The following is a 16,714-nucleotide window of genomic DNA, read 5'->3' as shown; positions in this document are numbered from 1 at the left end:
CCTTGACTGGCAGAAACTTCCCGGATATTGGTGACCCCTTGGCAGTTTCCTTCACAGGACCGCCCGGACCATCTCCGGAAGGAGTGCACGTGCCAGACAGCAGCACGGGAAGCACGGGAAACACCGCACGTCCGTCCAGACGCACCGTCCTCGCCGCCACGGCGGGCGTCACCACCGCCCTGGCCGCCGGCGGCACCGTCCACGCGGCGGCGGGCGGCCCCGACGGCCGCCATGACGCCGCACTGCGCCGCCTCATCTCCCGGATGACCCTGGAGGAGAAGGTCGGCCAGCTGTTCGTGATGCGGGTCTACGGCCACTCCGCCACCGACCCCGACCAGGCCGACGTCGACGCCAACCTCGAGGAGATCGGCGTCCGCAACGCCGCCGAACTGCTCGCCAAGTACCGGGTGGGCGGCATCATCTACTTCGCCTGGGCGCACAACACCCGCGAGCCGCACCAGATCGCCGATCTGTCCAACGGCATCCAGAAGGCGTCCCTCGGCCTGCCGCGCGGGCTGCCGGTGCTCATCTCCACCGACCAGGAGCACGGGATCGTGGCCCGGGTGGGCGAGCCCGCCACGCTCTTCCCCGGCGCCATGGCGATCGGGGCCGGCGGATCGCGCTCCGACGCCCGGACGCTGGGGCGGATCGCGGGCCGGGAGCTGAGCGCCATGGGCATCCGGCAGAACTACTCCCCGGTGGCCGATGTCAACGTCAATCCGGCCAACCCCGTCATCGGCGTGCGCTCCTTCGGCTCCGAGCCGGAGACGGTCGGCCGGCTGGTCGCCGCGGAGGTCAACGGCTACCAGTCGTCCGGCGTCGCCGCCACGGCCAAGCACTTCCCGGGGCACGGCGACACCAAGGAGGACAGCCACGACGAGCTGCCGTACATCCGCCACACCCGCGAGCAGTGGGAGGAGCTGGACGCCCCGCCGTTCCGGGCCGCGGTCGCCGCGGGCATCGACTCGATCATGACGGCGCACATCGTGGTGCCCGCCCTCGACCCCAGCGAGGACCCGGCCACGCTGTCCCGCCCGATCATGACCGGCATCCTGCGCGAGGAGCTGGGCTACGACGGCGTGGTGGTCACCGACTCGCTCGGCATGCAGGGCGTGCGGACCAAGTACGGCGACGACCGGGTGCCGGTGCTGGCCCTGAAGGCGGGCGTGGACCAGCTGCTCAACCCGCCGTCGCTGGACGTGGCCTGGAACGCCGTGCTCAAGGCGGTGCAGGACGGCGAGCTCACCGAGGCCCGCCTCGACGCATCGATCCTCCGCATTCTGCGGCTGAAGGCCAGGCTCGGCCTCTTCAAGGACCCCTACGTCTCGCACGCGGACGTGGACCGCCACGTCGGCACCCGCGCCCATCTCGCCTCCGCCGACCGGATCGCGGAACGGACGACCACCCTCCTGGTCAACGAGAACGGCCTGCTTCCGCTGTCCCGGCGCCGGCACAGGAAGCTGCTGGTGGTCGGCGCCGACCCGGCCTCGCCGTCCGGCACCACGGGGCCGCCCACCGGCGTGCTCGCGGACGCACTGACCGGACTGGGCTTCACCGCCACCGCCCTGTCCACCGGCACGGCGCCCTCGGCGGCGGTCATCGACCAGGCGGTGGCGGCGGCGCAGGAGGCGGACGCGGTGATCGTCGGGACGTACAACGTCTCGGCGGCCAGCAGCCAGAAGACACTCGTCGAACGGCTGCTCGGCACCGGGAAGCCGGTCGTGGCCGTGGCGATCCGCAACCCGTACGACGTGGCGCATCTGACGGACGTGCCGGCGTATCTGGCGGCGTACTCCTGGACCGATGTGGAGCTGCGGGCGGCGGCCCGGGTCATCGCCGGCAAGGCGGATCCGCGCGGGAAACTGCCGGTGCCGGTGCAGCGGGCGGACGATCCGGACCAGGTGCTGTTCCCCGTCGGGCACGGGCTGCGCTACCGGTGACACCGGCCCGCCTACGCACTCCGGCGTAGGCGGCGTACGTCGCACAACCGGCGCACCACCCTTAAGGTGCGCAAACCACCCCGTATGTCTGGCGTGGCTCGTTCCGACGGGTCACGCTGGACGGGGGTGTCCGGGGGGATGCGATGCACGTGAGAAGGTCGGTGGGGGCGCTCTGCGCGCTGGTGATCGCGCTGACGGGGTGCCAGAGCGCGCCGGGCGGCGGGGGCGCCGGCAAGGAGAGCCGCCTCGGCGAACGGGCCCCGGCCTCACCGGCCACCGCACGTCCTTCGGGCTACGGGGCGGTGTTCCTCGGGGTCGACGAGTGCAGTTCGTTCGGCCGGACCAGCTTCACCGAGGTGCCGTGCACCAGTGAACGTGCCGCGGCCCGGGTGGTCGCCCGGCACGACGGGACCATGAAGTCCGGGCCGCCCTGCCCGGACACCACCGACTTCGTCCTGCACATCAGCGAACAGCGCCCCTCCTCCGACGAGGACGGCGACGGCGCGGTGCGGCGCGGCTACGCCTGTATGCGCAACCTCCAGCCGCCGCACCCCGGGGACCCGGGCGGCGGGGGCGGGCCGCGCACCATCGTCGGCGACTGCGTCTACCGCCTGGACGACGGCAAGGTCCGCGAGACCGCCTGCGACGGCGACGGCGGGCACGCCCCGGAGTTCAAGGTGACGAAGGCCGTGGACGACCGGTCCGAGTGCCCGGCGTCCACGGCCCTGTACGTCCGCCTCGGCGGGGAGCGACCGGTGGGCTGCGCCCGCGCCCTCTAGCCCCGCCGAGCCGGACGAACCGTCACGGGCGCAGGGTGCGCTCCTGCTCCACGCCGCGCTTGTCCAGCTTGGCGTCGAACTTCGCCAGCGGCTCGGCCGCCGACGGGTTCTCCTGCACCGCGGCCGGGGTGACACCGGCCCAGTCGAGGATGCGGGCGGTGGCGAGCGCCTTCTCCTCCGGGACCAGGCCGGCCACGTTGGCGCCGTGGTTCATGCCGGGGGCGGTCAGCACATAGGAGTCGCGCGCGCCGTGCCCGAGGCGGAACGGCTCGGCGCCCCACGGGTCGTTCTCGCCGTACACGAACAGCATGTGACGGGCGTTGTGGCGGACCCAGGAGTCCACGTCCCGCATGGCCGACGGCTGGAACTTCATCGGGATGGAGCGGGGCACGAAGTAGCGCGGCGGCAGGTAGCCGTAGCGCAGGTACTTCTTCTCGATGTGCGGGAAGTGGATGGTCGGCGCGCCCAGCTGGGTGCCGGCCTGGTAGTAGTACGGCGTGTACGGCTCCAGGCCCTGGTCGGTGTAGAAGGAGAAGCCGGAGATCGAGTCGACGGACGACCAGATCTCGTCGTCGGTCGCCTTCTCGGCGTCGGCCGGGATGCTGTCGCAGTCGTCCAGGGTGCTGTACTGCCAGAAGCCCCACACGTAGTCGAGGACGACGGCCTCGTAGGCGCGGTCCAGGCTGCCGACGGTGTTGAAGGTGTAGCCGTTCTCCTCGGCGTAGGCCCGGTACTTCTTCTTCAGCGCCTCGCGGCGGACCAGCGCCTCGCGCTGCACGCCGTTCAGCCGCTCACGGCACTCCTTGGTGCCGACCTTCTGGAAGAAGCGGTCGTAGGCCGAGTCCTCCTTGTTCACCACGTCGTTGGGAGCGACGTAGGCGACCACGCCGTCCATGTCACGCGGGTAGAAGCGCTCGTAGTAGGTGGCGGTCATGCCGCCCTTGGAGCCGCCGGTGGCGATCCACTTCTTGGAGTAGACCTTCTTCAGCGCCTTGAAGATGCGGTGCTGGTCGCTGGCGGCCTGCCAGATGTCCAGCTTGGACCAGTCGGCCGGCTCGGGCCGGGACGGGGTGAAGAAGCGGTACTCCATGGAGACCTGGTTGCCGTCCACGATCTGGGCCGGCTCGCTGCGGCGGGGCGTCGTGGAGACGCTGTAGCCGCTGGTGTAGAAGACGGTCGGCCGGCTGACGTCCTTGTGCAGCACGGTGATCCGCTGCTGGAAGGTGCCCGCGGAGGGGCGGCGGTGATCGACCGGCTGGGTGTAGTTGAGGACGAAGAAGCGGTAACCGGTGTACGGCTTCTCCTCGATCAGGCTCATGCCGGGTATGGCGAGCAGCCGTTCCTTGATGTCGGTGGTGCTGCTGTCGGTGGTGCCGGTGGCCTCCGGCTCGGCGGCGGTGGCCGCGCCCGCCGAGCTCATGGTGCCTATGAGCACCGTGAGCGCCAGCAGCCATCTGAGCGCCTTGCGCATGCGCACTCCCCTGTGAGACATATGTGCGCCGGAAGCTAGCGGAACGGCTCCGGGCAGCACCAGGGGACATGGGGAAAACCCTGTGCGCGGCAAGGGACTTGAGTGATTCGCGGGGAACGACGCGTCCGGGGCCGCGGAGGCCTCGGCGGAGGCCGCCGCCGGTTCAGCGGGGATGCGGCCGGTTCAGCGGTGTGCCGCCCGTTCAGCAGAGGATCCAGCCGGAGCTGACCGAGCCCCCACGGACCGAGCCCTTCACCCAGACGCAGCGCCGCCCCGCGTGCACGGTGACCGGCCCTGCCTGGCGCTGGTAACGGCCCTTGTCGACGACCGCGCGGCCGCCGCGCGGCCGGACGCTCACCGACATCCACCGCTTGGCGCCGGGCTTCCTGGCATGGGTGACGGCGCAGACATAGCCGCCGCGCTTGTAGACGACGACGGAGCCGGTGGAGAACGCCAGGGTGCGCACCTTGCGTCCGGGGCAGGGGGCCGCGGCGTGCGCCTCGGTGGGAGCGGCCAGGGCGAGCAGTCCGGAGGCGGTCAGCACGGCCAGAGGGAGCACCAGCCGCCGGTGTATCGCTCCACTGCCCACAGTCGTCCTCCCCGTTTCCACCCGACATGTCCAACCGCGTACGGCTTTACGGACGCTTGACGCGGGGCGAACGGTTGCGCGAGCGCCGCACCGGCACCGTCCGTCGCTACGACAGCACCGCCGCGGTGTCCTCGCCGACGAACGTGCGCCACAACTCGGCGTACTTGCCGCCGCGTTGCAGCAGTTCGTCATGGGTGCCGTCCTCGGCGACCCGGCCGGCGTCCATGACGATCACCCGGTCCGCGCGGGCGGCCGTGGACAGCCGGTGGGCGACGACCAGGGTGGTGCGGCGGCCGGCCAGCCGGTCGGTGGCCACATTGACCTGCGCCTCGGTGGCCAGGTCCAGCGCGGCGGTGGCCTCGTCGAGGAGCAGGATGTCGGGGTCGACGAGTTCGGCGCGGGCCAGGGCGATCAGCTGGCGCTGGCCGGCGGAGAGGTTGCGTCCGCGCTCGGCGACCTCGTGCAGATAGCCGCCCTCCAGGGTGGCGATCATCTCGTGCGCGCCGACCGCGCGGGCCGCCGCCTCGACCTCGGCGTCGGTGGCGTCCGGGCGGCCGTAGGCGATGGCGTCGCGGACGGTGCCGGGGAACAGGTACGCCTCCTGGGGGACCACGCCGAGCCGGTGCCGGTACGCGGTGAGGTCGAGGTCCCTCAGATCGGTGCCGTCGACGGTGACCCGCCCGGCGGTCGGGTCGTAGAACCGGGCGACCAGCTTCACCAGCGTCGACTTCCCGGCGCCGGTCTCGCCGACGAACGCCACCGTCTGCCCGGCGGGGATGCGCAGGTCGATGCCGCGCAGCGCGGCCTCCTGCCCGTCGGCGCCCGCGTAGCTGAAGTGCACGTTCTCGAAGGCGATCTCGCCGCGCAGCGACGGCACCGGCAGCGGCTTCTCGGGCGGCTGGGTGGAGGTGGGCTCGCGCAGCAGCTGCTGGATGCGGCCCAGGGAGACGGTCGCCTGCTGGTAGCCGTCGAAGACCTGCGACAGCTGCTGCACGGGCGCGAAGAACAGGTCGATGTAGAGCAGGTACGCCACCAGCGCGCCCGTGGTCAGCGTGCCGTCGTCGACCCGGGCGCCGCCCACCACGAGGACGGCGGCCGCCGCGATGGACGACAGGAACTGCACGAACGGGAAGTAGACGGAAATCAGCCACTGGCCGCGGATGCGGGCACCGCGGTAGGCGAGGCTGCGCTCGGTGAACCGCCTGCGGCCCTCCCGCTCGCGCCGGAAGGCCTGCACGATCCGCAGCCCGGACACCGACTCCTGCAGATCGGCGTTGACCACCGAGATCCGCTCGCGGGCCAGTTCGTACGCCTTCACGCTGGCCCGGCGGAAGAAGTAGGTGGCGACGATCAGCGGCGGCAGCGTGGCGAACACGACCAGGGCCAGCTGCACATCGATCACCAGCAGCGCGACCATGATGCCGAAGAAGGTGACCACCGAGACGAACGCGGTGACCAGGCCTGTCTGCAGGAACGTCGACAGGGCGTCGACGTCGGTGGTCATCCGGGTCATGATCCGGCCGGTCAGCTCGCGCTCGTAGTAGTCCAGGCCGAGCCGCTGCAGCTGGGCGAAGATCTTCAGGCGCAGCGCGTACAGCACCCGTTCACCGGTGCGCCCGGTCATCCGGATCTCGCCGATCTGCGCCGCCCACTGGGCCGCCACGGTGAGCAGCGCCAGCACGGACGCCGCCCACACGGCGCCGAGGGAGGCCTGGGTGACGCCCGAGTCGATGCCGTGCCGGATCAGCACCGGCAGCAGCAGGCCCGTCCCGGCGTCGACGGCGACCAGGGCGAGGCTGACCAGCAGGGCGAGGCCGAAGCCCTTGAGCAGGCGGCGCAGCCCGTAGGAGTCCTCCGGCTGGACGGCGCGTTCCTCGTCCACGTCGGGCACGTCGGTGGCCGGGGGCAGCGCCGCCACCTGCTCGAGCAGTTCGGGGGTGGCCGGGGAACCGGACAGGGCGGTGTCCCTGGGTTCGCGGTCGCCCGTCCACAGTCTGGGGGTGACCCCGCGCTCGGCGTCGAACTCGGCGTCCAGCTCCTCGCGGACCGAGGTGTCCTCCTCGCGGGGCCCGGCGGGCGGAGTGTGGCCCGGGGAGACCGCGCCCAGCTCGTCGGGGTCGGTGAGCAGCCGCCGGTACAGGGGCGAGCGCCGCTGCAGCTCCTCGTGGGTGCCGATGTCGGCGAGCCGGCCGGAGTCCAGGACGGCGATGCGGTCGGCGAGGTTGAGGGTGGAGCGGCGGTGGGCGATCAGCAGGGTGGTGCGGCCCCGCATGACCTCTCTCAGCGCCTCGTGGATCTCGTGCTCCACCCGCGCGTCCACCGCGGAGGTGGCGTCGTCCAGGACCAGCAGGCGCGGGTCGGTGAGGATGGCGCGGGCGAGGGCGATGCGCTGGCGCTGGCCGCCGGAGAGGGTCAGCCCGTGCTCGCCGACCGTGGTGTCGTAGCCGTCGGGCAGCTCGGCGATGAACCGGTCCGCCTGGGCGGCGCGGGCGGCGGCCCGGATCTGCTCCTCGGTGGCGTCCGGGCGGCCGTAGGCGATGTTGTTGCGCACGGTGTCGGAGAACAGGAACGAGTCCTCCGGGACCAGGCCGATCGCGGCGCGCAGCGATTCGGTGGTCAGCTCGCGCACATCGTGGCCGCCGACCAGGACCGCGCCGCCGGTGACGTCGTAGAAGCGCGGCAGCAGCAGGGAGACGGTGGACTTGCCGGAACCCGAGGAGCCGACCACGGCGAGGGTCTCGCCGGGGCGGATCTCGAAGGAGAGGCCGTCGAGGACCGGGTGCTCGGGGTCGTACCCGAAGGAGACGTCGTCGAACTCGACGGTGGCGGGCGCGTCGGCGGGCAGCTCCTTGGTGCCGTCGGTGAGCGAGGGCTCGGTGTCGATCAGCTCCAGGACGCGTTCGGTGCCGGCGCGGGCCTGCTGGCCGACGGTGAGCACCACGGCCAGCATCCGCACCGGGCCGACCAGCTGGGCCAGGTAGGTGGAGAAGGCGACGAAGGTGCCGAGGGTGATGTGGCCGCGCACCGCGAGCCAGCCGCCGAGGGCGAGCATGCCCACCTGGCCGAGGGCGGGGACCGCCTGCAGGGCGGGGGTGTACGTGCTGTTCAGGCGGATGGTGCGCATCCGGCCCGCGTACAGTCGCCGCCCGACCTCGCGCAGCTTGCCGGTCTCCTGCTCCTCCTGCCCGAAGCCCTTGACCACGCGGACGCCGCTGACCGCCCCGTCGACCACTCCGGCGACGGCGGCGGCCTGCGCCTGGGCGTACCAGGTGGAGGGGTGCAGCCGGGTGCGGCTGCGCTTGGCGATCCACCACAGAGCGGGCGCGACGGCCAGCGCCACCAGGGTGAGAGGCAGCGACAGCGAGGCCATGATGCCCAGCGAGATCAGGAACAGCAGGATGTTGCCGATGGTCATCGGCAACATGAACAGCAGGCCCTGGATCAGCTGGAGGTCGCTGGTCGCCCGGCCGACGACCTGCCCGGTGGACAGCTCGTCCTGCCGGCGCCCGTCGAGCCGGGTGATCGCCCGGTACATGTCGGTGCGCAGATCGTGCTGCACGTCCAGGGCGAGCCGGCCGCCGTAGTAGCGGCGGATGTAGGTGAGGACGTAGACCAGCAGCGCGGCGCCGATCAGGGCGCCGGCCCAGGGCATCATCGCGCGGGTGTGGTCGCCGATGACGTCGTCGATGATCACCTTGGTGATCAGCGGCACCAGCGCCATCACCGCCATGCCGGCGAGGGAGGAGCCGAGGGCGAGAACGACGTCCTTGGGATACCGCCAGGCGTATCCCGCCAGCCGCCGTGCCCATCCCCGTTGCGCGTCCACCCGGTGCCCTCCGTTGATCCGCGTCGATCCGTGATCCGGAGGACCCGTGATCTCCGCCGTTCTGCCTGATCTACCGGAAGGGACCAACGCGATCAGGAGCGGATTTCATCCCGCCGTGACAAACCGGCCCCGCGCCGGGAGCCTCCGCGGTCCGCGCCGGGGCCGCCAGCCGTCCGCGCCGGGGATCGGCGCTCCGGAGGGGACCCCGGCCGCCACGTACGCCTCGTACAGCTCCCTGCCCAGCTCCGTGGGGCCGGCGTGCGCCCCCTCGAAGCGTTCGCCGCGCGCCCGGGCGTCCAGTGCGGACAGGCACACGTCCCAGCCGGCGCCGTTGCGGGCGGCGGTGTTCTCGGCGCCCAGCACATCGGTGAGGTCGGTGACCCGGTGGGCGTGCGCCGGGAGCAGGATGAAGACGATGAACCCGGGCGCGAAGACCAGGCCCGTCTCCATCGGCGTCAGCCCGTACTCCTCCTGGAGCCGCAGCAGCAGAAGCATCCACAGCCCGGCCTCCGCGCGGGCGTGACGGCGGCGATCCCCATGAGCGGCAGCAACCGCCGCTGCGAGCCGTCACCCTCGGACGTCCCGGAGGAAGGCGCGTCCGCTGGGACTCCTTCCCCCTGGTCCCTCGCCAGCAGCGCCGCGGCGACCGCGCACGCCCCGCACCCGGCCCAGAACAGCGGCCGGTACCCGGCGTTCTCCAGCACCGTGAACGCCACCGCGTAGCCGACGAAGGCGCCCTTGCCGGATGCGGTGAGCAGCGCGCCGTAAGCGGCCGTGCCGTCGCCCGCGGCGCGACGCCCCGTGAACGCGTCGAGGGCCACCCAGAACAGCGCCCCTCCGGCACCGCCGAGCGCCGCGGCGGCGAAGGCGACGGGCAGCCCGTCCGCGAGCGCGTACCCGGCGAACGACAGCGCGTACAGCACGGCCCCGGCCGCGGCCACCCGGCGCGGGTCGAGCCGGTCGGACAGCTCGCCCGCGACGGGCCGGAACACCAGCGACAGCACCGCCTCCGCGGCGATCAGCACACCGATGACGGAGGCACCGGCCCTGAGCTCGGACCCGGCCCACAGCGGCAGCAGGAAGTCGAGCACCTCCATCGGCGCGTTTCCCAGCGCGGCCGCCGCCGGCACCCGCCGCCCGGCCCCGGCCGGCTCCCGCCCCGCGATCTCCTCGTCCGCTGCACCGTCTCTCACGGGCTCCGAGATGCACTGGCCCGAGGAACGGTCCCCTCCGCTGCCTCTGCGGCCTTCCGCCGTCCCTACTGCATTTCTGTATTGGATCGGCAACAGCCGCGTGGCGGCAGGTCTGAACGCCGGAGGTGCCGAGCAGACTTCCGCGGGACATCAGCACGTGACCGATCACGGGGGAAGACCATGAACATCCCTGCCCTCAGCACGCGTACGCACCGCACCACCGGGCGCCGGGCCTGCGCCCTCGCCGCCGGAGTGCTCGCCGCCCTGCTCGCCACCACGGCCTGCCAGCCGGGATCCGCCGACGACGCGGGCGGTCCCGGGCCGGCCACGTCCGCGGCGAAGTCCGGTGAGCCCGGCGCGGCGCAGCCGGACACCGGCACGGCGCAGCCGGACGGCGGCGCGGCCGCAGACCAGGGCGCGGGGAAGGCGGACGGCGCGGCCGGCGGCCAGGGCGCGGGTGCGGACCGGAAGGTCCCCGACTGCACGCCGGAGCACCTCGCCGTCTCCGCCGTCAAGGAACCCGCGGACAGCAAGGAGGCCCGCCATCTGCTCGTCACCGTGCAGAACACCGGCGACACGCCGTGCAACCTGCACCGCTACCCGTATCTGCGGCTGGGCGCCGACGCCCAGAGCACGGTTCCGGTGATCGAGGACAGCGCGCTGGAACCGGGCAAGCCGGTCACCCTCGCCCGGGGCGCCGAGGCGTACGCGGCACTGCTGGTGAGCGGCGGCGGCAGGGACGAGTACGAGGCGGACTCCCTCGCCCTCACCCTCCAGGGCCCGGAGCAGGGCACCACCATCGGCGAGCCGGTGGACGTCCCGCTCCCCGCGAAGCCTCTCTACGCGGACGACGGCCAGCTGGTGACCTACTGGACCACCGCCTCCGGCGCCGCGCTGGACTTCATCATGTCGCGGTGAACCGGGCCAGGCGGCCCCGCCGGCGTCGTCATCCCAGATGCGTGGGCGCGAACATCCGCAGCACCGCCGGGAGGACGACGACGGAGGGGCCGGGGGTCGCCAGGGCCTTGGCGAGGTCGTGTTCCAGGGTCTCGGGGGTGGTGCGGATGCCGGGGACGCCGAAGGATTCGGCGAGGGCCGCGTAGTCGGGGCGGGTCAGCTCGGTGGCCGTCGCCCGGCCGAAGGTGTCGGTCATGTACTCGCGGAGGATGCCGTAGCCGCCGTCGTCGACGATGAGCCAGGTGACGTCAAGGTCGTACTGGCGGGCGGTGGCGAGTTCGGCGATGGAGTACAGGGCGCCGCCGTCGCCGGAGACGGCGAGGACGGGGCGGGTGGGGTCGGCGGCCGCGGCGCCGAGGGCGGCGGGGAAGCCGTAGCCGAGGCCGCCGGCGCCCTGGGCGGAGTGCAGCAGGTTCGGGCCGCCCGCGTCGAAGGCCGACCAGGCCCAGTAGGCCAGGATCGTCATGTCCCAGAAGGAGGGGGCGCCTGCGGGCAGGGCGCGGCGCACCGCGGCGAGGATCTCCTGTTCCCGGGTGAGGTCCTGGGCGGCGATGCGGGCGGAGACCTTGGAGAGCAGCTCGCGGACCCGGTCCGGGGCGGTGTCGTCCCGGCGGGGCTCCACCGTCTCGAGCAGGGCCGTCAGGGCGAGGCGGGCGTCGGCGTGGATGCCGATGCCGGGGTGGTTGGACTCGAGTTTGCCGAGGTCGGCCTCGATCTGGATGACCCGGCCGCGGGGCTTGAACGTGTGGTAGTTGGAGGAGAGTTCGCCGAGGCCGGAGCCGACCACCAGCAGGACGTCGGCGTCCTCCAGGAAGTCGGTGGTGTGCCGGTCCTCCAGCCAGGACTGGAGGGAGAGCGGGTGGTTCCAGGGGAAGGCGCCCTTGCCGCCGAAGGTGGTGACGACCGGTGCCTGGAGCCGCTCGGCGAGCCGGCGCAGCTTGCCGGAGGCGTCGGCGCGGACCACTCCGCCGCCGGCGATGATCGCGGGCCGTTCGGCCGTGGACAGCAAGTGGGCGGCGAGCGCGGTCAGTTCGGGGCGCGGGGGCAGCTCGTCGGGGGTGGCGTCGAGCGCGGTCACCACCGGCAGGTGCGCCTCGGCGAGCAGCACGTCCTGCGGGATCTCCACCCAGACCGGGCCGTGCGGGGCGGTCAGCGCCGACTTCCAGGCGGCGGCGATGGCGGAGGGGATCTGGGACTGCGTACGGACCGTGTGGACGGACTTGACCACACCCCGGAACGAGGCCGCCTGGTCGGGCAGTTCGTGGAGGTAGCCGTGGCGTCCGCCGCCCAGCCCCGCGGTGGGGATCTGGCTGCTGATGGCCAGCACGGGCGCGGAGGCCGCCGCTGCCTCCTGCAGCGCGGCCAGCGAGGTGAGCGCGCCGGGGCCGGTGGACAGCACCAGCGGGGCCGCCTCGCCGGTCATCCGGCCGTAGGCGTCGGCCGCGAAGCCCGCGTTGTTCTCCACCCGCAGCCCGATGTAGCGCAGATCGGAGCGGCGCAGGGCGTCGAACATGCCGAGGGCGTGCTGGCCGGGCAGGCCGAAGACGGTGGTCGCGCCCAGCCCGGCCAGGGTCTCCACGACCAGGTCTCCGCCGTTGCGGCCGGGGGGAGGGTTCAGCGCTGCTGCCGTCTGGGACGGGGTGGGGCGGAGCACCCGGTCGTGGTCGTGCGTCACTTGGCCCGGGCCTCCGCGATCTGACGGGACATGATGGTGGTCAGCTCGTACGCCGTGTGGGAGGCGGCGACGGACGTGATCTCGGCGTGGTCGTAGGCGGGCGCCACCTCGACGACGTCGGCCGAGACCAGGTTGCAGGAGGCGAGCCCGCGCAGGATCTCCAGCAGCTCGCGGGAGGTCATGCCGCCCGCCTCCGGGGTACCGGTGCCCGGCGCGTGGGCGGGGTCGAGGCAGTCGATGTCGATGGAGATGTACAGCGGGCGGTCGCCGATGCGCTGGCGCAGCTGGTCGGCGATCTCGTCGGCGCCGCGGCGGTAGACGTCCGCGGAGGTGACGATGCCGAAGCCCATCTTCTCGTCGTCGGTGAGGTCCTGCTTGCCGTAGAGCGGGCCGCGGGTGCCGACGTGGGAGAGGGCGGAGGTGTCGAGGATGCCCTCCTCGACGGCCCGCCGGAACGGGGTGCCGTGGGTGTACTCGGCGCCGAAGTAGGTGTCCCAGGTGTCCAGGTGGGCGTCGAAGTGCAGCAGCGCGACCGGGCCGTGCTTCTTCGCCACCGAGCGCAGCAGCGGCAGCGCGATGGTGTGGTCGCCGCCGAGGGTCATCAGGCGGGCGCCGGTGCCGAGCAGCTCGTCGGCGGCGGCCTCGATGGTCTCCACGGCCTCGTTGATGTTGAACGGGTTCACCGCGATGTCGCCGCCGTCGGCGACCTGGGCGAGGGCGAAGGGGGAGGCGTCCTGCGCGGGGTTGTAGGGGCGCAGCAGCCGGGACGCCTCACGGATGGCGTTGCCGCCGAAGCGGGCGCCCGGCCGGTACGAGACGCCGGAGTCGAACGGCACGCCCACCACGGCGACGTCGGCGGTGCCGACCTCGTCGAGGCGCGGCAGCCGGGCGAAGGTCGCGGGGCCCGCGTACCGCGGGACGCGGGACGAGTCGACGGGGCCGCGGGGCGTCTCGTTGCTGCTCATGAAAACTGCCTTCTTTCCTACGCTTCGTCGCGTATGTACTGCTTGCCCCTTGACTTTACTGGGCCGCGGGGACGGTTTCGGACACGGGTTCGGTTCCGGAGGTGCCCCGCCCGGCGAGCCGCTCGCGCCAGGCGGCGAGGACGGCGGCGTCGGTCGGCGGGGTCGCGAGGGAGACCACGACATACGTGGCGAGGGAGGCCAGCAGACCGTAGTAGATGGGCTCGTTGGCGAGAATGCCGTAACCGGCCATCAGGCCGACGACGGCCGCGCCGCCGACGGCGACCGCGGCGAGCGCGCCCTGGGCGGTGCCGCGCTTCCACAGCAGCCCGCCGAGGATCGGCACGAGCAGGCCGCCGACGAGCAGGTTGTAGGCGACGGTCAGCGCCTCGACCACGTCGTTGAGCGCGATGGACGTGCCGATCACCAGCAGACCCATGAGGAGGATGAAGGCACGGTTGCCCTTGACCTCGTCGTGCGCCTCGCCGGAGGGCCGGACGATGCCGCGCAGCCGGGCCCAGATGTCGTTGTTGGCCACGGTGGCGCAGGCGATCAGCGCGCCGGAGGAGGTCGACATCACGGCGGCGAGGGCGGCGGCGAGCACCAGGCCGCGGACGCCGACGGGCAGCTCGTCCTTGACGATGGTGGCGAACGCGTCGTCGGGGTTGGCGAGCTTCGGGTACATCACCTTGGCGGCGGTGCCGATCACCGCGCCGGCGAGGGCGTAGGCCAGGCAGTAGGTGCCGGCGACGGTGCCGCCCCACTTGGCGGTGGAGTCGCTGCGGGCGGTGAACACGCGCTGCCAGATGTCCTGGCCGATCAGCATGCCGAAGGTGTAGATCAGCACGTAGGTGAAGATCGTCTCCCCGCCGATGCCCAGCGGGTCGAAGTACTCGGTGGGCAGCTGGGCCTTCATCTCGCTGAAGCCGCCCGCCTTGACGACGGCGATCGGCAGCAGCAGGAGCAGCACGCCGATGGTCTTGACGACGAACTGCACCATGTCGGTCAGCGTGATGGACCACATGCCGCCGAGCGTGGAGTAGGCGACCACGATGGAGCCGCCCAGCACGATGGCGAGGGTGCGGTCGACGTCGAAGAGGACGTCGAAGATCGTGGCGTAGGCGATGGTGGAGGTCACCGCCAGCATCAGCGTGTAGCCCCACATCACCACACCGGAGATCACGCCGGCCCGGCCGCCGTAGCGCAGGTCGAGCATCTCGGAGACGGTGTAGACCTTCAGGCGGGCGATGCGGGCGGAGAAGAAGATGCTCAGCGCGAGCAGGCCGAGGCCGATGGTGAAGACCATGCCCGCACCGGACAGGCCGTACTGGTAGCCGAGGCCCACACCGCCGATGGTGGACGCGCCGCCGAGCACGATGGCCGCCATGGTGCCGGAGTACATGGCGGGGCCGAGCCTGCGGCCCGCCACCAGGAACTCGCTCTTGGACCTGGCGCGGCGCATGCCCCACCAGCCCATGGCCAGCATGCCGGCCAGATAGACGACGATGACCAGGTAGTCCACGGCCATGGGGCCTCCTTCACGCACTCTCGGTGGCGTGTCGTGCTGGGGATGGAAGGGATTCCGGCCGAGGAGCGCGGGGACATCCGCCCGTACCCGCGGCCTGCCGGTCTCAAGCGACCCTAGGTGGCCGAAAAGCGTCTGCGAAGTGTACGTTTCATCCATCCCGGACCCAACGGAGTGGAGGAAACGTCCACCATGCCGGAGCCCGCGGTCCCGCCGACCCCGCCCGTCCCGCTGGAGGCCCTGCTGGCCCGCGAGGACCTGGGCCTGCGCCGGGTCGCCGGGCCCGCCGACCCCCAGGCCGTGATCTTCTGGGTCCACACCTCGGAGATGGCCGACCCCTACCCGTACCTGCACGGCGGGGAGCTGCTGCTCACCGCCGGTGTGCACATCCCCCAGGGCGCGGGCACCGGCTACTTCGACGCCTACGTCTCCCGGATCGTCGCCGCGGGCGGCGCCGCGCTCGGCTTCGGCCTGGCCCCGCTGCACGACACCGTCCCGGCCGCACTCGCCGAAGCCTGCGACCTGCACGGCCTGCCGCTCCTCGAGGTCCCGCCCAGGACCACCTTCTCCGGCGTGGCCCGCGCGGTGTGGCAGCTGATGGCCCGCGCCCGGGTGGCCGAGCTGCGCCGCGTCACCGAGGCCCAGCAGAGCCTGGCCGCCGCGGCGTCCCGCCCCGACCCCGTCCCGGCGGTCCTGCGCCAGCTGGCCCGCCGCCTGGACGGCCACGCGGTCCTGTACGGGCCCGAGAACACCACCCTGGCCTCAGCGGGCACCGAGCCGGACCCCGAGATGCGATCAGCGATGGCCCGCCTGGCATCGGTGGTACGCCCGGGAACAGCCGCGGCCCCGGGGCCCACCGGCGCCGTGCAGGCGCAGGAGGCGCCCGCCGACTCCGCGGGTCCGCATCCCTCCAGCGCCTCGGACACCCTCGGGGGCACCCATCTCGCCGCCTACGCCCTCGGGGCGGACAACGGGTTCGTGCTGGCCGTGGCGGCCCCGCACCGGGCCTCCACCGATCACACCATCGCCTCGGTGGCCGCCGTGCTGCTCTCGCTGCTGACCGGTGATCAGCAGAGCGCCACCGGTGCGGCCCGTTCGTCGGCGCTGGTGCGGCTGCTGCTGGGGGCCTCGCCGGAGGAGGTGGCTCCGCTGCTCGGCGGCGAGCGGCGGAGGATCGTGCACGGGCGGCCGAGCACCGGACTGCCGCCGGACGCGGTGGCCGCCTCCGCCCTGGGGGCCGCGCTCGGCTCTCCCCTGGTCGACCTGGCCGGCGGCGTCGTACGCGTCCTGGTCCCCGCCGACCGGCAGCCGGAGGCCCTGCCCGGCTGGACGCTCGGCGTCAGCGGGCCCGCGGGACCCGCCGACTGGCCCGCCGCCGACGCCCAGGCCGCCCAGGCGCTGGCCCGGGCGCGCGCCACCCGCGCCCCGCTGGTCAGGCACCGCGACCGCCCCGCGCTCACCGATCTCCTCGCGCCCCCGGAAGCCGACGCGCACGCCCGCGCGCTGCTCGCGCCCCTCGCCGGCTCCCCCGCCCTCACCGACACCCTGCGCACCTGGCTCTCCCTGCACGGCAGCTGGGACCGCACCGCGGTCGCCCTGTCCGTGCACCGCAACACCGTGCGCCAGCGCATCGCCCGCTGCGCCGCCCTGCTCGACGCCGACCTGGACGACCCGGACGTGCGCATGGAGCTGTGGTTCGCGCTCAAGCGGGTCTGAGGAGGGGACGGGGAGGTACCGGCTGAGTATCTGTGCGTAGCCGACTGAGTACGTGACGCACGTCCCAGCGGGCGATACGCC

General features: G+C 72.8%; 12 protein-coding genes. 4 read left to right on the top strand and 8 right to left on the bottom strand.

Going from position 1 to position 16,714, the window contains the following annotated elements:
- Positions 1 to 89 precede the first annotated feature (89 nt).
- Positions 90 to 1,940, top strand: a complete 1,851-nt coding sequence (locus HCJ93_RS12165) for a glycoside hydrolase family 3 protein (protein WP_167994097.1) — start codon at positions 90 to 92, stop codon at positions 1,938 to 1,940.
- A 143-nt stretch (positions 1,941 to 2,083) separates the two neighbouring features.
- Positions 2,084 to 2,719, top strand: coding sequence for a hypothetical protein (locus HCJ93_RS12160; RefSeq protein WP_206317274.1), 636 nt, complete (start codon positions 2,084 to 2,086; stop codon positions 2,717 to 2,719).
- 22 nt (positions 2,720 to 2,741) lie between these two features.
- Here the strand turns inward: HCJ93_RS12160 and HCJ93_RS12155 are convergent, their stop codons facing one another.
- The 5 genes from HCJ93_RS12155 to HCJ93_RS12135 form a co-directional block, all read right to left on the bottom strand.
- The gene (locus tag HCJ93_RS12155; RefSeq protein WP_167994095.1) at positions 2,742 to 4,190 is read right to left on the bottom strand and encodes a S28 family serine protease; all 1,449 of its coding nucleotides are present in this window, start codon (positions 4,188 to 4,190) and stop codon (positions 2,742 to 2,744) included.
- 202 nt (positions 4,191 to 4,392) lie between these two features.
- Positions 4,393 to 4,779 carry a hypothetical protein gene (locus tag HCJ93_RS12150; protein WP_167994093.1) on the bottom strand — a complete coding sequence of 129 codons (387 nt, stop codon included), beginning with the start codon at positions 4,777 to 4,779 and terminating at the stop codon, positions 4,393 to 4,395.
- A gap of 106 nt (positions 4,780 to 4,885) precedes the next feature.
- Entirely contained in the window at positions 4,886 to 8,605 is a 3,720-nt protein-coding gene (locus HCJ93_RS12145; protein WP_167994091.1) for an ABC transporter ATP-binding protein, read from the bottom strand.
- Positions 8,606 to 8,710: 105 nt separating this feature from the next.
- Positions 8,711 to 9,100: a hypothetical protein gene (locus HCJ93_RS12140; protein WP_373563575.1), complete on the bottom strand. Its 390-nt coding sequence runs from the start codon at positions 9,098 to 9,100 to the stop codon at positions 8,711 to 8,713.
- Entirely contained in the window at positions 9,061 to 9,798 is a 738-nt protein-coding gene (locus HCJ93_RS12135; protein ID WP_167994089.1) for an MFS transporter, read from the bottom strand. The genes HCJ93_RS12140 and HCJ93_RS12135 overlap by 40 nt, the downstream gene beginning before the upstream one ends.
- A gap of 180 nt (positions 9,799 to 9,978) precedes the next feature.
- On the opposite strand from HCJ93_RS12135, the gene HCJ93_RS12130 reads away from it, so the two are divergent.
- Entirely contained in the window at positions 9,979 to 10,716 is a 738-nt protein-coding gene (locus HCJ93_RS12130; RefSeq protein ID WP_240967563.1) for a DUF4232 domain-containing protein, read from the top strand.
- Between the two features lie 28 nt (positions 10,717 to 10,744).
- On the opposite strand, the gene HCJ93_RS12125 is transcribed toward HCJ93_RS12130, so the two are convergent.
- From HCJ93_RS12125 to HCJ93_RS12115, 3 genes are read right to left on the bottom strand one after another with little or no spacing between them, the layout of a single operon-like run.
- Complete coding sequence (locus tag HCJ93_RS12125) at positions 10,745 to 12,430, bottom strand: thiamine pyrophosphate-binding protein (protein WP_167994087.1); 1,686 nt, start codon at positions 12,428 to 12,430, stop codon at positions 10,745 to 10,747.
- On the bottom strand, positions 12,427 to 13,395 hold the full coding sequence (gene speB, locus HCJ93_RS12120) for an agmatinase (protein WP_167994085.1): 969 nt from the start codon (positions 13,393 to 13,395) through the stop codon (positions 12,427 to 12,429). Before speB ends, HCJ93_RS12125 begins: the two co-directional genes overlap by 4 nt.
- 55 nt (positions 13,396 to 13,450) lie before the next feature.
- Positions 13,451 to 14,920: a sodium:solute symporter family protein gene (locus HCJ93_RS12115; RefSeq protein WP_167994084.1), complete on the bottom strand. Its 1,470-nt coding sequence runs from the start codon at positions 14,918 to 14,920 to the stop codon at positions 13,451 to 13,453.
- A gap of 189 nt (positions 14,921 to 15,109) precedes the next feature.
- Between HCJ93_RS12115 and HCJ93_RS12110 the strand changes: the two genes are divergently transcribed.
- The gene (locus HCJ93_RS12110) at positions 15,110 to 16,633 is read left to right on the top strand and encodes a PucR family transcriptional regulator (RefSeq protein ID WP_206317273.1); all 1,524 of its coding nucleotides are present in this window, start codon (positions 15,110 to 15,112) and stop codon (positions 16,631 to 16,633) included.
- Positions 16,634 to 16,714: the final 81 nt, after the last annotated feature.

It is taken from the genome of Streptomyces composti (assembly GCF_012034205.1).
Classification (GTDB): Bacteria; Actinomycetota; Actinomycetes; order Streptomycetales; family Streptomycetaceae; genus Streptomyces; species Streptomyces composti.
The sequence above is the reverse complement of the archived record's forward strand: the minus strand, read 5'-3'. Positions and strand labels throughout refer to the sequence as shown.

Excerpts from the sequence above, each read along its gene's own strand:
- speB (WP_167994085.1), bottom strand. The coding sequence starts at position 13,395 with ATGAGCAGCAACGAGACGCCCCGCGGCCCCGTCGACTCGTCCCGCGTC.
- HCJ93_RS12130 (WP_240967563.1), top strand. The coding sequence starts at position 9,979 with ATGAACATCCCTGCCCTCAGCACGCGTACGCACCGCACCACCGGGCGC.
- HCJ93_RS12115 (WP_167994084.1), bottom strand. The coding sequence starts at position 14,920 with ATGGCCGTGGACTACCTGGTCATCGTCGTCTATCTGGCCGGCATGCTG.
- HCJ93_RS12140 (WP_373563575.1), bottom strand. The coding sequence starts at position 9,100 with ATGCTTCTGCTGCTGCGGCTCCAGGAGGAGTACGGGCTGACGCCGATG.
- HCJ93_RS12155 (WP_167994095.1), bottom strand. The coding sequence starts at position 4,190 with ATGCGCAAGGCGCTCAGATGGCTGCTGGCGCTCACGGTGCTCATAGGC.
- HCJ93_RS12160 (WP_206317274.1), top strand. The coding sequence starts at position 2,084 with ATGCACGTGAGAAGGTCGGTGGGGGCGCTCTGCGCGCTGGTGATCGCG.
- HCJ93_RS12110 (WP_206317273.1), top strand. The coding sequence starts at position 15,110 with ATGCCGGAGCCCGCGGTCCCGCCGACCCCGCCCGTCCCGCTGGAGGCC.